Here is an 18,328-nt window from a genome sequence, read left to right as displayed (position 1 = left end):
GCGGGTGGCGTACCAGTCGGGGCTGGTCAGCTCGTCGGCGCGCTTCAGCCAGACGCGGGTGTCGCGCCAGTCGGTGAAGAGGCTGACGCTGTAGCCGCTCGCCATGATCTCGTCGAAGTCGCCGAGCGCCTCAACGGGCAGCCCTTCGCGGACGTACTGGCGCAGCTCGAAGGCGGGCACGAGGTCGAGCGTCAGCGACGTGACGACGCCGAGCGCGCCGAGCGCCACCACCGCGCCGGGGAAGTCGGCGTCGCCGCGGGAGAGCGTCAGCATCGAGCCGTCGGCGGTGACGAGGTCGAGCGAGGACACGGCGGCGGCCAGGCTGGGGATGCCCTCCCCCGAGCCGTGGGTGCCGGTCGCGACGGAGCCCGCGACCGAGATGTGCGGCAGCGAGGCCATGTTCGCCAGCGCGAACCCCGCCTTGTGCAACACCGGCGCGAGCCGCGCGTACGTCATGCGCGCAGGAACCCTGGCCGTGGCCGCCGCGCTGTCGATCTCCACCGCGTCGGGCATGCGGTCCAGGACCACGAGGTCGCCGGTGGCGTCGGCGACCTCGTTGAAGGAATGAGCGCTGCCCAGCGCCCGCACCTGGGCACTGGCGGCGACGAGCCGTTGGAGCTCGTCGAGGGAGGTGGGATGGTGCACGTTTCGAGCGCGGAATGCGGTGTTGCCCGCCCAGTTGGTCAGCGTCACGGCCCTCACCTTGCCACAGACATCCTCTGTCGATCCTGGCGGGGTGCCACCGCACCGCCGCCCCCCAACGCCGCCCCCAATGCCGCGCACCACCCCCACGGCGGGCAGGGCGGCGGCGCGGAGAGGCCGCCGCCCCGGTGCCCCTCGTGGTGTCGCGGCCGGTCAGAAGCCCTGGGCCAGGCGGTAGTACGCCTGGTTCCAGCGCAGCTCCTTGGCGAACCGCTCGGTGGTCGTCTCGGCGTCGATGATCACCAGCTCGACGCCGAGCATGTCGGCCAGGTCGGTCAGCTCGTCCCGGCCGACGGCCGTGGACAGCACCGTGTGGTGGGGCGCGCCCGCGGTGAGCCACGACTCCGTGGACGTGCGCAGGTCCGGGCGGGGCCGCCACACCGCGCGGGCCACCGGCAGCTTGGGCAGCGGCTCGGGCGGGGCCACGACGTCGATCTCGTTGGCCACCAGCCGGAACCTGTCACCCATGTCGGCCAGGCCGACCACGATGCCGGGGCCCGGCTCGGCGTCGAAGACCAGCCGGACCGGGTCCTCCCTGCCGCCGATGCTCAGCGGATGGATCTCGCACGACGGGGTGCCGGCGGCGATGGACGGGCAGATTTCCAGCATGTGCGCGCCCAGGATGAGCTCCTGGCCCGGCGTCAGATGGTAGGTATAGTCCTCCATGAAGGAGGTGCCGCCGGGCGACATGGCCTTGAGGGTGCGCAGCAGCACCGACGTCTTCCAGTCGCCCTCGCCGCCGAAGCCGTGGCCGTCGGCCATCAGCCGCTGCACGGCCAGGCCGGGCAGCTGGCGCAGGCCGCCGAGGTCCTCGAAGTTGGTGGTGAACGCCTTGAAGCCGCCGGCCTCGAGGAAGCCGCGCAGGCCCAGCTCGATCCTGGCCGCGTAACGCAGCGACTCGTGACGCTCGCCGAGCAGCTCGGGCGCGACGGCGTACTGCTCGGCGTACTCCTTGACCAGCGCCGTCACGTCGGCGTCGGCGGCCGCGTCCACGACCTCGACCAGGTCGTTGACGCCGTAGGTGTTGACGGAGACGCCGAAGCGCAGCTGCGCCTCCACCTTGTCGCCCTCGGTGACGGCCACGTCGCGCATGTTGTCGCCGAAGCGCGCCAGCTTCAGCGTGCGCACTTCGGCCAGGCCGCGGGCGGCGCGGACCCAGGTGAGGATGCGCCCGGCCACGGACGGGTCGCTGACGTGCCCGGCCACGGTCTTGCGCGGGACGCCCAGGCGGGTCTGCACGTGGCCGAACTCGCGGTCGCCGTGCGCCGCCTGGTTGAGGTTCATGAAGTCCATGTCGATGGAGCTCCACGGCAGCTCCACGTTGGCCTGCGTGTGCAGGTGCAGCAGCGGCTTGCGCAGCACGTCCAGCCCGGCGATCCACATCTTGGCCGGCGAGAACGTGTGCATCCACGCGATCACGCCCCCGCACGAGTCGTCGGCGTTGGCCTCGAGCATGATGCGCCGGATCGCCGCCGCGTCCGTCAGCACGGGCTTCCACTCCACCGGCATGGGCAGCTGCTCGGCGATCCGCCGGGACTGCTCGGCCACCTGGCACAGCGTGTCGTCACCGTAAAGTCCCTGGCTGCCGGTCAGAAACCAGATGTTCAACGCGGGCTCCTCTGTCCGTAGACGTTCTGATAGCGGTCGTAGAGGCGGTCGATGTCGTCCTGCGGGATGGGCAGCGGCTCGCCGAGCTGCCTGGCCACGTGGACGGTACGGGCCACGTCCTCGCACATCACCGCCGCCTTCACGGCGGCCTTGGGGTCCTTGCCGATGCTGAACACCCCGTGGTTCCGCATGAGCACGGCCTTCGAACGGTGGCCCTTGAGCGTCTCCACGATGCCCTGGCCGATCGAGTCGTCGCCGATCAGGGCGAACGGGCCCAGCGGGATCTCACCGCCGAACTCGTCGGCCATCGCCGTCAGCACGCAGGGGATGGCCTCGCCGCGGGCGGCCCACGCCGAGGCGTAGGTGGAGTGGGTGTGCACGACGCCGCCCACGTCGGGCATCGTGCGGTAGACGTACGCGTGCGCGGCGGTGTCGCTGGACGGCGAATGCCCGCCTTCGACGAGGTTGCCGTCGAGGTCGCACACGACCATGTTCGCCGCGGTCAGCTCGTCGTAGGAGACGCCGGACGGCTTGATGACGAACAGGTCCTCGCCCGGGATCCGCCCCGAGACGTTCCCGGCCGTCCACACCACCAGGTTGTAGCGCACGAGCTCCGCGTGCAGGTCCGCGACCGTGCTCCTCATGGCCTCACCCCGCTCGGCGGCTCGCTCGCCCGACGCCGCCACCCTCCCCCACTCTGGTCGCTCCGCTCCCGCCGCTCCTCCGGGCGACGGCACTCCCTCGCGGCTCACGAGCGGGCCTCGTTCCTGATCGCGCGCAGGGTGTGCAGCATCTGCCCGTCTCCGAAGAAGTCGTGGAGCCTGCGGTATTCGGCGTAGAGCCGGTCGTAGGCGTCGGCGCGGGCCTGGTCGGGCACGTACGCGGCCTCTGTGCGCTTGCCCATGGCCGCGGCCGCCTCCCCGATCGAGGGGTAGGCGCCGGCGGCGACGGCGGCGTGGATGGCCGAGCCGAGCGCGGGCCCCTGGTCGGAGCCGATGGCGGACAGGGGGCGGCGCAGCACGTCGGCGTAGACCTGCATGAGGAAGGGGTTCTTGAGCAGGCCGCCGGCGACGACGAACTCGTCGACCGGCACGCCGGACTTCTCGAACGTCTCCACGATCATGCGGGCGCCGTAGGCGGTGGACTCGATGAGCGCGCGGTAGACGTCCTCCGGCTTGGTGGCCAGCGTCTGGCCGACGATCACCCCGGAGAGGTTGTGGTCCACGAGGACCGAGCGGTTGCCGCCGAACCAGTCGAGCGCCACCAGCCCGTGCTGCCCCACGGCCTGCTTTTCGGCCAGCGACGTGAGCTGCTCGTGCCCGTCCGTGCCGAAGGAGTCGACGAACCAGGCGAAGATGTCGCCGACCGCGGACTGCCCGGCCTCGTACCCCCACAGGCCGGGCACGATGCCGTCCTGGACGACGCCGCACATGCCGGGCACCTCGGCGAGCTGGTCGCTGGGCATGATGTGACAGGTCGAGGTGCCCATGATGGCCACCATCTGGCCGGGCCGTACGGCGTCGGCGGCGGCGGCGGTGACGTGGGCGTCCACGTTGCCGACGGCGACGGCCACGCCCTCGGGCAGCCCGGTCCATCCGGCGGCCCGCGCGGTCAGGCGGCCGGCGAGGCCGCCGAGCGGGGCCAGCGTGACGCCGCCGGCCTGGTCGCCGACCTCGCCGGTGGCGAGTTTGGCGGCGAACCCGGCGAACCCGGGGTTGAGCGCGGCGAGGAACTCCTCCGACGGGTAGCGGCCGTCCTGGAAGACGCCCTTGTAGCCGGCGGTGCAGATGTTGCGGCTCTCGACGCCGGTGAGCTGCCAGATGATCCAGTCGGCGGCCTCGATCCAGCGCTCGGACCTGGCGTACACGTCGGGGGCCTCTTCGAGGACCTGCAGGCCCTTGGCGAACTCCCACTCGGAGGAGATCTTGCCGCCGTAGCGGGGCAGCCAGCTCTCGCCCCGGCGCGCGGCCAGGTCGTTGATCCGGTCGGCGTGCGGCTGCGCGGCGTGGTGTTTCCAGAGTTTGGGCCAGGCGTGCGGCTCGGCGGGCGTCTCGAAGCACAGCGGCGTGCCGTCGGCGGTGGCAGGCAGCACGGTGCAGGCGGTGAAGTCGGTGCCGATGCCGATCACCTGATCGGGCGCGACGCCCGCGGCGGCGACGGCTTCGGGCACGGCGGTTCTGAGCACGTCGATCCAGTCCTGCGGCGACTGCAGCGCCCAGTCGGGCCCGAGCCGTACGCCGGAGCCGGGCAGTTCCGTCTCGATGACGCCATGGGTGTACTCGTGGACGGCGCTGCCCAGCTCGGCGCCGTCGTGCACGCGGACGACGACGGCACGCCCTGAGAGGGTGCCGAAGTCCACTCCGACCACGTAGGTGTTAGCGTTCACATTGGACTCCAGGGGTTATCCGGGGGCATCCCCATCATCTACCGAGTTGGGGCGGTGCTCGACCTGACGACGAAGGTGGGACGCACGACCAGGCGCTCGTACGCGGAGGGCCCCCCGTCGATCGGCGCGTCGATCGGCGCGTCGATCTGCCGCAGCAGCACCTCGATGCAGTGCCTGCCCACCACGTCGAAGTCCTGCCTGACCGTGGTGAGCGGCGGCGAGAAGAACTCCGACTCGGGGATGTCGTCGAAGCCCACCACGCTGATCTGGTCGGGTACGCGCACCCCCGCCTCGCTGAGGGCGCGCAGCACGCCGAGCGCCATCTGGTCGTTGGCCGCGAAGACGGCGGTGACGCCGTCCATCCGCGCCAGGCTCTTGCCCGCCTCGTAGCCGGCGCGCGGGCTCCAGTCGCCGGCCAGCGGCTCGGGCACGTCCCGGCCGGCCTCCTCGAGCGCGGCGCGCCAGCCCTGGATCCGGCCCTCGGTCTCCAGCCAGTCGGACGGGCCGCTGACGTGCCACACGGTCTCGTGGCCCAGCTGGAGCAGGTGCCGCGTGGCGAGCCTGGCGCCCTCGATCTGGTCGATGCACACCACCGAGACGTCCGCGCTGTGCGTGCCCTCGACCGCCACCGCCGGCATGCCGGACGGCAGGTTCTCCAGGGCACGCGCGGCCGAGCGCTGCGGGGCGACCACCACCACGCCGTCGACGCCCTGCTCGGCGAGGTAGTCGATGGCGTCGCGGACGCCGGCCGCGTCGATCGACTTCAGGCTGACGATGCTGACGAAGTAGCCGGCGCTCCTGGCCGCCTGCTCGATGCCGTAGATCGTGCTGGCCGGGCCGTACAGCGTGGTGTCGAAGCTCACCACGCCGAGCGTCCTCGACCGCTTGGTGACCAGGGCGCGGGCGACCAGGTTGCGCCGGTAGCCCAGCCGGATGATCGCCTCCTCCACCCTGGCGCGGGTGTCGGCCCGGACGTTCGGGTGGTCGTTGAGCACCCGGGAGACCGTCTGGTGCGAGACGCCCGCCTCTTTGGCCACGTCAGCCATGACCGGCAGACGGCGCTTGGGGGTCGTCACGGTCTCTCCTTTCACTCGGCCGGGCAGGTTCCGCTAGCGCGCGGCGCCCGCCCTGCGCTTGGTCCACACGTCGAAGGCCACCGCGGCGAGGAGCACGGCGCCCTTGACGAGCATGACCCGCTCGCTCGGCGAGCCGATCAGGGACATGCCGTTGTTGATGACGGCCATGATCAGACCGCCGGTGATCGCGCCGACGATCTTACCGACGCCGCCCTGGACGGCCGCCCCGCCGATGAACGCCGCCGCGATGGCGTCCAGCTCGAAGGCGTTGCCAGCCGTGGGACCCGCCTGGTTGAGCCGGCCGGCGAAGATGATCCCGGCGATGGCCGACAGCACGCCCATGTTCACGAAGATCCAGAAGACCACCGACTTGACGCGTACGCCGGACATGACCGCCGCCTGGAGGTTGCCGCCGATCGCGTAGATCTGCCGGCCGAACACGGTCCTGCCGGCCATCAGCGAGTACGCCAGCACGAGCACGGCCAGCAGGACCAGCACCCACGGGAGGTTGTTGAACCGAGCCAGCTGCACCACGAGGAAGAGGATCAGCGCGGCGCCGGCCGCCATCTTCAGCACGAACAGCGCCATCGGGTCGACCGTCTGCCCGTACCCCTGGCGGGCGGCGCGCGAGCGCCACTGGGCGGCGACCATGCCGGCGACGGCGACGAGGCCGACGAGCAGGCTGAACAGGTCGGCGCCGCCGAGCAGGCCGAGGCCGATGTTGCCGAGATAGCCGCTGGTGAAGCCGTTGGCGAGCGTGCGGACCTGGTCGGGGAACGGGCCGATGCCCTGGTTGCCGAGCACGGTCAGCGTCAGCGCCCGGAACAGCAGCATGCCGGCCAGCGTCACGATGAACGCCGGAATCCCGAAATAGGCGATCCAGTAGCCCTGCCAGGCCCCGATGAGAGCTCCGGCCACCAGCGTGATCAGCAGGGCCAGCGGCCACGGCACGCTCATGTTGACCATGAGCACCGCGGCCAGCCCGCCCGTGACCGCGACCACCGAGCCGACGGACAGGTCGATGTGCCCGGCGATGATGACGAGGATCATCCCGATCGCGAGGATCAGCACGTAGGAGTTCTGGACGATGATGTTCGAGATGTTCTGCGGTGTGAGCAGGGCTCCGTCGGTCAGCACCGAGAACAGCGCGACGATCAGCGCGAAGGCGATGTAGATGCCGCTCGATCGCAGGTTGAGCGACAGCCCGCCGAGCGACACCCGGCCCGGCTGCCGTGGCGATCCTCCGTCGCCCTTGGCGCCGACCTCCACGTCGGCGGGCGTGATGCTGCTCATGTGAGCTACTCCTGTCCCTTGGTCATGAGGTGCATGAGGCGTTCCTGCGTGGCGTCCCGGCGCGGCACCTCGCCCGTGATGCGGCCCTCGGAGAGCGTGTAGATGCGGTCGCACAGGCCCAGCAGCTCAGGCAGCTCGGAGGAGATCACGAGCACGGCCTTGCCCTGGTCGGCCAGGCGGTTGATGATCGTGTAGATCTCGTACTTGGCGCCGACGTCGATGCCGCGGGTGGGCTCGTCGAGGATGAGCACGTCGGGCTCGGTGAGGATCCACTTGGAGAGCACGACCTTCTGCTGGTTGCCGCCGCTCAGCTGGCCGACGATGCTCGACACGCTGGGCGCCTTGATGTTCATGCTCTTGTGGAACTCTTCGGCGACGCGATATTCCTGCATCTCGTCGACCCAGCCGCGCTTCGACATCCCGCGCAGCCCGGCGGCGCTGATGTTGCGCTTGACGTCCTCGATCAGGTTGAGCCCGTATCTCTTGCGGTCCTCGGTGGCGTAGGCGATGCCGTGCCTGATGGCGTCCTGGACGTTGCGGATCTCGATCGGCTTGCCGTCCTTGAAGATCTTGCCGGTGATGTGCACCCCGTACGTCCGCCCGAAGACGCTCATCGCGAGCTCCGTGCGACCGGCGCCCATCAACCCGGCCAGGCCGACGATCTCGCCGCGGCGCAGCGAGAGCGCGGCGCCGTCGACCACTTTCCTGCCGGGCTGGCTGGGGCTGTACACCGTCCAGTCCTCGACGCGCAGCACCTCGTCGCCGATCGTCGGCTCGTGCGGCGGGAACCGGTTGTCGAGCGCGCGGCCGACCATGCCGGAGATGATGCGGTCCTCCGTGACCTGGTCGGCGGCCATGTCCAGGGTCTCGATCGTGCGGCCGTCACGGATGATCGTGACGGAGTCGGCGATCGCGGTCACCTCGTTGAGCTTGTGAGAGATGATCACGCAGGTGATGCCCTCGTCGCGCAGGCCGCGCAGCAGGTCGAGCAGGTGCGCGGAGTCGTCGTCGTTGAGCGCGGCGGTGGGCTCGTCGAGGATGAGCAGTCTCACCTCCTTCGCCAGCGCCTTGGCGATCTCCACGAGCTGCTGCTTGCCCACGCCGATGTCGGCGATCGCCGTCGTCGGGTTCTCCCGCAGCCCGACCCGCTTCATCAGCGTGGCGGCCTCGTAGTTGGTGCGGTTCCAGTCGATGAGGCCGCGCCTCGCGCGCTCGTTGCCGAGGAAGATGTTCTCGGCGATCGACAGCTGCGGGCTGAGCGCCAGCTCCTGGTGGATGATGACGATGCCGGCGCGCTCGCTGTCGCGGATGCCGCCGAACTCGCACCGCCGTCCCTCGAAGGTGATCTCGCCCTCGTAGCCGCCGTGCGGGTAGACGCCCGACAGCACCTTCATCAGCGTCGACTTGCCGGCGCCGTTCTCGCCGCAGATGGCGTGGATCTCGCCCCGCCGGACGGACAGATTGACGTCCTGCAGCGCCTTGACGCCGGGGAAGGTCTTGGTGATGCCGCTCATCCGCAAGATTTGCTCGGTCATAAGCCCCTCGCTCATAGCCGGGTGCCCCCGGGGACCGGGCGGTCCCCGGGGCGCGGGCCCCTACTTGAGCTGGTCCTCGGTGTAGTAGTTGCCGCCGATGATGACGTCCTTGTAGTTGCTCTTGTCCACGATCACCGGTTCGAGCAGGTACGAGGGCACGACCTTGTTGCCGTTGTCGTAGTCCTTGGTGTTGTTCACCTCGGGCTTGCCGCCCTTGAGCACGGCGTCGGCCATCTTCACGGTCTGCTCGGCGAGCTCGCGGGTGTCCTTGAAGATGGTGGAGTACTGCTCGTCGGCGATGATCGACTTGACCGAGGCGAGCTCGGCGTCCTGGCCGGTCACGATCGGGTACGCCTGGCCGCTGCGGCCGTAGCCGGAGCTCTTGAGCGCCGACAGGATGCCGATCGACAGGCCGTCGTACGGCGAGAGCACGCCGTCGACCTTGGGGCCGCCGGTGTAGGTCTTGGTGAGGATGTCCTCCATGCGCTTCTGCGCGGTGGCCGGGTCCCAGCGCAGGATCGCGGCGGTCTTGAAGTCGGTCTGGCCGCTCTTCACCACGAGCGTGCCGTCGTCGATCTTCGGCTGGAGCACGGACATGGCGCCGTTCCAGAAGAACGTGGCGTTGTTGTCGTCGGGCGAGCCGCCGAACAGCTCGATGTTGAACGGGCCCTTCTCGCCGTCCGCGACGCCGAGGCCCTTCAGCAGCGAGGTCGCCTGCTGCACGCCGACCTTGTAGTTGTCGAACGTGGCGTAGTAGTCGACGTTGGGGCTGTTGCGGATCAACCGGTCATAGGCGATGACCGGGATCTTGTTGTCGGCGGCCTGCTGGAGCTGGGACGTGATGGCGGTGCCGTCGATCGAGGCGATGATCAGCAGCTTGGCGCCCTTGGTGATCTGGTTCTCGATCTGGTTGGCCTGCGTGGGGATGTCGTTCTCCGCGTACTGCAGGTCGACCTTGTAGCCCAGCTTCTCGAGCTGCTCCTTGACGTTGTCGCCGTCGTGGATCCAGCGCTCCGACGACTTGGTGGGCATCGTGACGCCGACCAGGGCGCCGGCGTTGCCGGCCGCGGCGGAGGCGGAGGCTTCGGCGTCGATCGTCTTCGTGCTCGAGCCGCAGGCCGTCATGGTCACGGCGAGCGCGATGGCGGACACCACGCCCCCGATTCGTCCCAACCTCATGTCATCTCCTTGCGAAGGGGGTCGCGGCAGCGCTGGACGCGGCGGCTGCCGATGAAGCGGTGATTCCCATCACAGAACGTGACGAATAACAACAAGTTTCGCATTCACCACCGCCCGATTGTTATCGTTAACAAAGCCCTTGTCAACGGTCGCCCATAACCGACCGGTAACTATCCCGAAACGTCTCCTCGCAGGTCAACGGCGTGTGCGAGCCGAGAACACCCGCTGCAACAGGATGAAGACGAACAGCAGCAGGCCGATGAAGATCTTCGTCCACCACGAGGAGAGCGTGCCCTCGAAACTGATGATCGTCTGGATCAGGCCGAGCACGAGCACGCCGAGCACGGTGCCGAGCAGGAAACCGCTGCCGCCCGTCAGCAGCGTGCCGCCGATGACCACCGCCGCGATCGCGTCCAGCTCCATGCCCACGGCGTGCAGACCGTAGCCGGAGAGCATGTAGAACGACAGCAGCACCCCGCCGAGCGCCGAGCAGAAGCCGCTGATCGTGTAGACCGCGATCTTCGTCCGGCCCACGGGCAGGCCCATCAGCATCGCCGACTGCTCGCTGCCGCCGGTGGCGTAGACCGAGCGGCCCAGCCGGGTGTAGTGCAGCACGTACGCCGCCACGAGCACGACCACCACCGCGATGACCACGCTCGGTGAGATCCACAGATCGGCGAACAGGTCGATCCTGGTCTGCGCGAACGCCGTGAACGTCGCGTCCTCGATCGGTATCGAGTCGGTCCCGATCGTGTAGCACAACCCTCGCGCCAGGAACATGCCCGCCAGCGTCACGATGAACGGCTGGATGTCGAAGGCGTGCACGATGGCGCCCATCACCAGCCCCAGCCCCGACCCGATCGCCAGCACCAGCGGAATCACCACGTACGGCGGCCACCCCGGCCCCGCCATCAGGCTGGCCGCGATCATCGTCGACAGCGCCACCACCGAGCCCACCGACAGGTCGATGCCGCCCGTCAGGATCACGAACGTCATCCCCACCGCCACGACCAGCAGGAACGCGTTGTCGATGAAGACGTTGAGCACCACCTGCCCGCTGGCGAACCCCTCGTAGCGGATCCCGCCCGCCACGAACATCGCCGCGAACAGGCAGCCGGTCACCAGCACGGGCAGGTACTTGGCCGGGACGGACGTCCGGCCGATCGCGGTCGTCGTCATGCGGTCACCCGCACCTTCTCCTCGTGAGCCGGGCTGGGCGGTGCGGTGCGCCCGCGCCGGCGGAACGCCTTCTCGCGGAAGGACGGCGACTGGATGAGGCAGACCGCCGTCACGACCAGCGCCTTGAACAGCAGCGTCGTCTCCGGCGGCACGCCGATCGAGTAGACGGTGGTGGTCAGGGTCTGGATGATGAGCGCGCCCAGCACGGTGCCGCCGAGCGAGAACCGGCCGCCGGCCAGCGACGTGCCGCCGATCACGACGGCCAGGATGGCGTCCAGCTCGATCCACAGGCCCGCGTTGTTGCCGTCGGCGCTGGAGACGTTCGAGCTGATCATCAACCCGGCCACGCCGGCGCACAGCGCGGCGAACGCGTACACCATGAGGATGATCCCGCGCGACCTGATGCCGGCCAGCCGGCTCGCCTCGGCGTTGCCGCCGACCGACTCGATCAGCATCCCCAGCGCCAGCCGCCGGGTCAGGAACGCGGTGATCCCCAGCACGGCGAGCACGATCAGGACGCCGAACGGCACGGTCAGCCAGTAGCCGCCGCCGATCACCTTGTACGCCTCGCTGTTGACGGTGATGATCTGCCCGCCGGTGATGAGCTGGGCCAGGCCGCGCCCGGCCACCATGAGGATGAGCGTGGCGATGATCGGCTGGATGCCGATGCCCGCGACGAGGAACCCGTTCCACGCTCCCAGCACCAGGCAGAGCCCGAGCGCCAGCGCCACCGCCGTGAACACGCCGGCGTCCTGGCTGATCTGCAGGCACGCCAGCGCGCCGGAGATGGCCACCACGGAGCCCACCGACAGGTCGATGCCGCCGGTGGCGATGACGAGCGTCATGCCGAGCGCGACCAGGATCAGCGGGGCGCCGAACCGCAGGATGTCGATCAGGCTGCCGTACAGGTGGCCGTCCCTGACCTGGATCGAGAAGAAGCTCGGGGTGAAGAACACGTTGAGCGCCAGCAGCAGCACGAGGACCACCGCCGGCCAGAGCAGCCGTCTCATGAGTCCCTGCCCCCGCTCGCGATCGTCTCCATGAGCACGTCCGTGGTCAGCTCGGCGTCGTTGGGCAGCTCGGCCACCAGCCGCCGGTCGCGCAGCACCTCGACCTTGTGGCTGAGCCGCAGCACCTCCTCCAGTTCGGCCGAGATGAACAGCACCGCCACGCCGCCGTCGGACAGCTCCGCCACCAGCCGCTGGATCTCCGTCTTCGCGCCGACGTCGATGCCCCGGGTGGGCTCGTCCAGGATGAGCAGGCGCGGCTCCAGGATGAGCCACCTGGCCAGCACCACCTTCTGCTGGTTGCCGCCGCTGAGGTCGCGTACGAGGTGCTCGGGGTTGGGCGGGCTGATCCTCAGCGCCTTGACGTACCTGCCGACCAGCTCGTCCTGCTGCTCTCTCGGCACCGGTCTCGTCCAGCCCCGGGTGGCCTGGAGGGCCAGGATGATGTTCTCGCGCACGGTGAGGTCGGGGATGAGCCCGTCGGCCTTGCGGTTCTCCGAGCAGAACGCGATTCTGTGATGCATGGCCGCGCGCGGCGTGCGCAACGACGCCGGCGCTCCGCCGACCGCGATCTCGCCCGTGCCCGCGTGGTCCGCGCCGAACAACAACCGCGCGATCTCCGTACGGCCCGAGCCGAGCAGCCCGGCCAGGCCCACGACCTCGCCCTCGTGGACGGTGAGCGAGAACGGCTCGATGGCGCCCGCCCTGCCGAGCTCGCGCGCCTCGATCAGCGGGCGGTCGAAGACCCTGGCCTCGCCGTGCAGGCGTTCGAGCGCGTCCAGTTCCTGGCCGATCATCTTGGCGACGAGCTGCACCTGGCTGAGCTCGCTGGTCAGGTATTCGCCGACGAGCCGGCCGTTGCGAAGGATCGTCATACGATCCGAGATTTCGTAGATCTGGTCGAGGAAGTGGGAGACGAAGAGGATGGCGATGCCCTCCTCCTTGAGCCGCCTCATCACCATGAAGAGCTGCTCGACCTCCCCCGCGTCCAGGCTGGACGTGGGCTCGTCGAGGATCAGCACCCTCGCGTCGACGTCGAGCGCCCGCGCGATCGCCACCATCTGCTGGATCGCCAGCGAGTACGACGACAGCGGCGCCGACACGTCGAGGCTCAGCTCCAGCCGCGACAGCAGTTCGGCGGCCCTGGCCCGCATCCGCTTCCAGTCGATGCGGCCCAGGCGGCGCGGCTCCCGGCCGATGAGGACGTTCTCGGCGACTGAGAGGTTCGTGCAGAGGTTGACCTCCTGGTAGACCGTGCTGATGCCGGCCTGCCGCGCCTCCAGGGGGCTGCCGAACGCCACGGCGGCGCCGTCCAGCTCGATGGTGCCCGTGTCGGCGGGGTACACGCCGGTGAGCACCTTGATCAGGGTGGACTTGCCCGCGCCGTTCTCTCCCATGAGCGCGTGCACCTCTCCGGGTGACAACCGCAGGTCCACGCCGTCCAGGGCCTTCACGCCCGGAAACTGTTTGCCGATCCCGCTCATCGTCAGGACCGGCGCGGGTACGGCCATACGCTCTCCCCTTCGCATGTGACGGCCGGGCCCGGGCGGGGGCGGCCCCCCGGGCGGCCGGACCGGGCGGTCAGTACTGGCGGGTGGACAGGACCTGCTTGGCCTGCTCCTGGGTGAACGTCGTCTCCTCGGTCACCACGCGGGCGGGCACCTGCTCGCCCTTGACGACCTTCTTGGCCAGGTCCATCAGCTGCGGGCCGAGCAGCGGGGAGCACTCGACGATGAAGTTGATCTTCCCGTCGGCGAGCGCCTGCATGCCGTCCTTGACGGCGTCCACAGTGATGATCTTGATGTCCTGGCCGGGCGTCTTGCCCGCGCCCTCGATCGCCTCGATCGCCCCCAGGCCCATGTCGTCGTTGTGCGCGTAGAGCACGTCGATGTCCGGGTTCGACTTCAGGAAGGCCTCCATGACCTCCTTGCCCTTGGCCCTGGTGAAGTCACCGGTCTGCGAGGCGATGATCTTGAACTTCGGCTCCGCCCCGATGACCTCCGCGAAGCCGGCCTTGCGGTCGTTCGCCGGCGCCGAGCCGGTCGTGCCCTGCAACTCGACGATGTTCACCGTCTCGGTGACGTCCTTGTACTCCTCCACCAGCCACTGGCCGGCCTTCTTGCCCTCCTCGATGAAGTCCGAACCGAGGAAGGTCTTGTACAGGGTGGTGTCCTTGGAATCCACGGCGCGGTCCGTCAGGATGACCGGGATCTTCGCGTTCTTGGCCTCCTTGAGCACCGTGTCCCAGCCCGACTCCACCACCGGAGAGAAGGCGATGACGTCCACCCTCTGCTGGACGAAGGAGCGGATGGCCTTGATCTGGTTCTCCTGCTTCTGCTGGGCGTCGGAGAACTTGAGCGTGATGCCCGCCGCCTTGGCGGACTCCTGGACGGACTTCGTGTTCGCGGTGCGCCACCCGCTCTCCGCTCCCACCTGGGAGAAGCCCATGGTGATCGAGCCGTCTCCGCCGCCCGAGCCGTCTCCGCCGTCCGAGCCGGCACTGCCGCTGCCGCCGCTTCCGCACGCCGCCACCGACATCGCGGTCAGCCCGGCGAGCACCAGCGCCGAGATCCTCTTCAACACGTGGGGGGTCCCTTCCTATGTGAGCGCTAACATGCCGAAAGGGCCGCCAGCGCCTCCTACCTTCCTGCCGGTCACCCTCTCTTGCTTGACGCGTCGCGAGCGGCGGCCGGAACCCCCAGGACGGGTTCCGCGGCCGCGCTCCTTTCCCGGTCTGGCCCCGACTGTGAACGTTAACAAAGGGTCGCGTCAAGGGGCCGCCGGATTACGGTCAGGTCACGCGGATCAACCCTTGACGGGGCCCGGGGACGGTCCTTAACGTGTCGCGAATCGGCCTTGTTAGCGTTCACTTCTTTGTTAGCGCTAACAGTCATGGAGGTGCCTCCGCTCATGATGCGCATCGCCTTATCCGCCCTCCTCATGGCGGCACTGCTGCCCGGCATGTCCACCGGCCCATCGACGGGCCCGTCCACGGCACCCGCCGCCGCACAGGCCGGCCCCATCCCGGAAGGCGCGGTCGTCGACCAGTTCGACGGCACCACGCTGGGCCAGGACTGGACGGTGCTGTCGCCGGACGACTCCCGCTGGTCGCTGTCGGGCGGCACGCTGCAGCTGGACACGCTGACCGGCGACACCCACCAGGGCGCCAACACCGCCCGTAACCTGTTCCTCGTCGACGTGCCCGACGGCGACTTCGAGGTCGTGACCAAGCTCAGCGCGCCGGTGGCACGCGACTTCCAGAGCGCGGGCCTGCTGGCCTGGCAGGACTGGGACAACTACGTACGGGCCGGGCTGGCCCACGTCGGCTTCGCCGGCGGGCCGGTGATCGAGACGGCCACCGAGGTCGGCGCCGCCTTCACCTCCCAGTTCGCGGCCCGCCCCGGCTCGACCGGCGAGATCGTCAAGCTGGCGCGGACCGGCGACGACTTCGTCTCCTCCTACTGGGACGGCTCGGCCTGGGTGCGGGCGGCGAGCATGACCGCCACGCTCCAGGTCAGGCAGCTGGGGTTGTTCGCGCTCTCGGCCCAGGACGGCACGTCCATGCGGGCCGGCTTCGACTACATCGCCGTCAAGGCCGCCGAGGGCGAGCAGGTGATCCCGCGAGGGCCGTTCACGTTGCGGGCGGCGGAGCTGCCGTACCTGTCGGCCGGCCGTTCGGGCGTCGTGCGCGCCTCGGCGAAGGCCCCGATGACCGCCCTGGCCGTCACCGCCGAACCCGCCGACGGCGGGGTGAAGCTGAAGGACGTCGAGACCGGCCGATACCTGCAGGCCGCACGGCCGTCCGGAGGCAAGGTGCGGCTGGGCGGGAACGCGTCCGTCTTCCAGCTCAAGGACGCCGGCGGCGGCAAGGTCACGGTGTCCTCGGGCGGCCAGAACGTCTCCATCAGGGCGGGCACGCTGACGCTGGGGCCGGAGGCGACGAAGTTCACCGCCGAGGGCTACACCTCGGGCGAGCTCACCGTGGACACCCGGGCGAAGGGCACCGAGGTCAGCCCCGACCTCTACGGCGTCTTCTACGAGGACATCAACCACGCCGCCGACGGCGGGCTCTACGCCGAGCTGGTACAGAACCGCTCGTTCGAGTTCGACAGCGTCGACGAGCCCGCCTACACCGGGCTGACCGCCTGGTCGAAGGCCGAGCGCGGGGCCACCGCGACCCTCGCGGTCTCCTCCGAGCGGCCGCTCAACGACTCCAACCGCAACTACCTGCGCCTGGAGGTCACCGGCGAGGGCACGGCGGGCGCGAGCAACGCCGGCTTCAACCGCGGCATCCCGCTCAGGAAGGGCTCGCGGTACGACGTGTCGCTGTGGGCGAGGCGCGCGTCGGCGGGCCCGCTGGCCGTCACCGTGGAGAGCGGCTCCACCGTGTACGGCACGGCCACGCTGCGCGTCAAGGCGGGCGGCTGGGCGAAGTACACGGCGTCGTTCGTGGCCTCGGGGACGACCGACGCCGGCCGCCTGATCGTCCAGGCGCCCGGCGGGCGTACCGACCTGGACATGGTCTCGCTGTTCCCCCGCGACACCTTCAAGGGCCGCGAGAACGGCATGCGCGCCGACCTGGCGAAGCTGATCGCCGATCTGAAGCCCCGGTTCCTGCGCTTCCCCGGCGGCTGCGTGGCGAACGTCGGCACGTACGACCCGTACGCGGAGAACCAGGACCGTCGCCGCATCTACCAGTGGAAGGAGACGATCGGCCCGGTCGAGGAACGGCCGGCCAACTTCAACTTCTGGGGCTACAACCAGAGCTACGGCATCGGTTACTTCGAGTATTTCCAGTTCGCCGAGGACCTCGGCGCCGAGGCGCTGCCGGTGTTGTCGGTGGGCGTCAACGGCTGCGGCGAGAACCGCCCGCTGACCGACGAGGCCAAGCTGGCCCGGTGGGTGCGGGACACGCTGGACCTGATCGAGTTCGCCAACGGCCCGGTGACGTCGGAATGGGGCAGTAAACGGGCGGAGCTCGGCCATCCGCGGCCGTTCGGGCTCGAGTACATCGGGCTCGGCAACGAGGAGATCTACGAGGAGTTCTTCACGAACTACCCGAAGTTCGCCGACGCCATCAGGGCGGAACACCCCGACATCAAGATCATCAGTAACGCGGGGCAGACGTCGCAGGGCCCCTGGTTCGACCGGATGTGGCAGTTCGCCCGCGACCAGAAGGCCGACCTGGTCGACGAGCACTACTACAACAACACCACCTGGTTCCTGGCCAACAACCGCCGCTACGACTCTTACGACAGGAACGGGCCGAAGGTGTTCCTGGGCGAGTACGCCTCCCGCGGCAACACGTTCCACAACGCGCTGGCGGAGGCGTCGTACCTGACGGGTGTGGAGCGCAACTCCGACGTCGTCGAGCTGGCCTCGTACGCGCCGCTGCTGGCCAACGTGGACTACGTGGACTGGACGCCGGACCTCATCTGGTTCGACAACGACCAGGCGTACGGGTCGCCGAGCTACCACGTGCAGCGCCTGTTCTCCAGGAACGTGGGCGACAGGGTGCTGCCGAGCTCGTTCGAGGGCGAGACCAGGCCCGTCGAGGACATCGAGGGCGCGGTCGGGCTCGGCGCGTGGAACACGGCGGTGCGCTACGACGACGTGAAGGTCACCGCGGCCGACGGCACGATGCTCCTGTCGGACGACTTCTCCGGCGGGTCCGGCGCGTGGACGCCGGGCCTGGGCACCTGGGCCGTGCGGGACGGCGCCTACGTGCAGTCGGCGCAGGTGGAGGACGCCAGGTCAACGGCCGGTTCGCCCGGCTGGTCCAACTACACGATGGAGGTCACCGCCCGCAAGACGGCCGGCGCGGAGGGTTTCCTCGTGATGTTCGGGGTGCGCGACACCGGCACCTTCTACTGGTGGAACGTCGGCGGCTGGGGCAACACGCAGTCCGCCGTCGAGAAGGCGGTGAACGGCGGCAAGTCCTCGATCGCCACCTCGGCCACCACGGTCGAGACCGGCCGCGACTACCACCTGAAGGTCCAGGTGAACGGGCGCAGGATCACGACCTGGCTGGACGGGCAGAAGATCGACGACTTCGAGGACACCGCCACGGTCGAGCCGCTCTACCAGGTGGTGTCCAGGGAAGGAAGCTCGGTGACGCTCAAGGTCGTCAACGCCCAGGACACGGCCGTGCGCAGCGCCGTCGACCTCGGCCACGCACGCGTCCGGCCGGAGGCCACGGTGACGTCGCTGACGGGCGCGCCGTCCGACATGAACTCGATCGCCGAGCCGGAGAAGGTGGCGCCGGTGGAGTGGCGGGTGCACGGCTTCTCCTCGGCCTTCACCTACGACTTCCCCGCGCACTCGGTGACGTTCATCCGGCTCACGGAACGCTGAGGTGGTGGG

At 69.5% G+C, this 18,328-nt stretch carries 13 protein-coding genes; 1 reads left to right on the top strand and 12 read right to left on the bottom strand.

Annotation, left to right across the window (positions count from 1 at the left end; all coding sequences use genetic code 11):
* The 12 genes from E1292_RS30655 to E1292_RS30600 all read right to left on the bottom strand — a co-directional run.
* Positions 1–693, bottom strand: a 693-nt coding sequence (locus E1292_RS30655) for an FAD-binding protein (RefSeq protein ID WP_132599189.1), incomplete at its 3' end; no start/stop codon positions are given.
* 162 nt (positions 694–855) lie between these two features.
* Positions 856–2,310, bottom strand: coding sequence for an L-arabinose isomerase (gene araA / locus E1292_RS30650; protein WP_132599187.1), 1,455 nt, complete (start codon positions 2,308–2,310; stop codon positions 856–858).
* Positions 2,307–2,954 (bottom strand): L-ribulose-5-phosphate 4-epimerase, encoded by a 648-nt coding sequence (locus E1292_RS30645; protein WP_132599185.1) that lies wholly within the window; start codon positions 2,952–2,954, stop codon positions 2,307–2,309. The genes araA and E1292_RS30645 overlap by 4 nt, the downstream gene beginning before the upstream one ends.
* 104 nt (positions 2,955–3,058) lie before the next feature.
* Complete coding sequence (gene araB / locus E1292_RS30640; protein WP_439331914.1) at positions 3,059–4,696, bottom strand: ribulokinase; 1,638 nt, start codon at positions 4,694–4,696, stop codon at positions 3,059–3,061.
* Positions 4,697–4,734: 38 nt separating this feature from the next.
* On the bottom strand, positions 4,735–5,772 hold the full coding sequence (locus tag E1292_RS30635; protein ID WP_439331913.1) for a LacI family DNA-binding transcriptional regulator: 1,038 nt from the start codon (positions 5,770–5,772) through the stop codon (positions 4,735–4,737).
* 33 nt (positions 5,773–5,805) lie between these two features.
* Entirely contained in the window at positions 5,806–7,065 is a 1,260-nt protein-coding gene (mmsB, locus tag E1292_RS30630) for a multiple monosaccharide ABC transporter permease (RefSeq protein WP_181958321.1), read from the bottom strand.
* 5 nt (positions 7,066–7,070) lie between these two features.
* Complete coding sequence (gene mmsA, locus E1292_RS30625) at positions 7,071–8,600, bottom strand: multiple monosaccharide ABC transporter ATP-binding protein (protein ID WP_132599183.1); 1,530 nt, start codon at positions 8,598–8,600, stop codon at positions 7,071–7,073.
* Between the two features lie 60 nt (positions 8,601–8,660).
* Positions 8,661–9,779 carry a multiple monosaccharide ABC transporter substrate-binding protein gene (gene chvE, locus E1292_RS30620; protein WP_132599181.1) on the bottom strand — a complete coding sequence of 373 codons (1,119 nt, stop codon included), beginning with the start codon at positions 9,777–9,779 and terminating at the stop codon, positions 8,661–8,663.
* A 195-nt stretch (positions 9,780–9,974) separates the two neighbouring features.
* Positions 9,975–10,958, bottom strand: coding sequence for a galactofuranose ABC transporter, permease protein YjfF (gene yjfF, locus E1292_RS30615; RefSeq protein WP_181958320.1), 984 nt, complete (start codon positions 10,956–10,958; stop codon positions 9,975–9,977).
* On the bottom strand, positions 10,955–11,968 hold the full coding sequence (locus tag E1292_RS30610; protein ID WP_132599179.1) for an ABC transporter permease: 1,014 nt from the start codon (positions 11,966–11,968) through the stop codon (positions 10,955–10,957). The genes yjfF and E1292_RS30610 overlap by 4 nt, the downstream gene beginning before the upstream one ends.
* On the bottom strand, positions 11,965–13,476 hold the full coding sequence (locus E1292_RS30605; RefSeq protein WP_132599177.1) for a sugar ABC transporter ATP-binding protein: 1,512 nt from the start codon (positions 13,474–13,476) through the stop codon (positions 11,965–11,967). Before E1292_RS30605 ends, E1292_RS30610 begins: the two co-directional genes overlap by 4 nt.
* A 70-nt stretch (positions 13,477–13,546) precedes the next feature.
* Positions 13,547–14,548 (bottom strand): ABC transporter substrate-binding protein, encoded by a 1,002-nt coding sequence (locus E1292_RS30600; RefSeq protein WP_220447135.1) that lies wholly within the window; start codon positions 14,546–14,548, stop codon positions 13,547–13,549.
* Between the two features lie 315 nt (positions 14,549–14,863).
* On the opposite strand from E1292_RS30600, the gene E1292_RS30595 reads away from it, so the two are divergent.
* A complete protein-coding gene (locus E1292_RS30595; RefSeq protein ID WP_165974815.1) occupies positions 14,864–18,319 on the top strand; it encodes an alpha-L-arabinofuranosidase family protein in 3,456 nt (1,151 codons plus the stop codon).
* Positions 18,320–18,328 lie beyond the last annotated feature (9 nt).

The organism is Nonomuraea deserti (assembly GCF_004348685.1).
In the GTDB taxonomy this organism is placed as follows: Bacteria; Actinomycetota; Actinomycetes; order Streptosporangiales; family Streptosporangiaceae; genus Nonomuraea; species Nonomuraea deserti.
The sequence above is the reverse complement of the archived record's forward strand: the minus strand, read 5'-3'. Positions and strand labels throughout refer to the sequence as shown.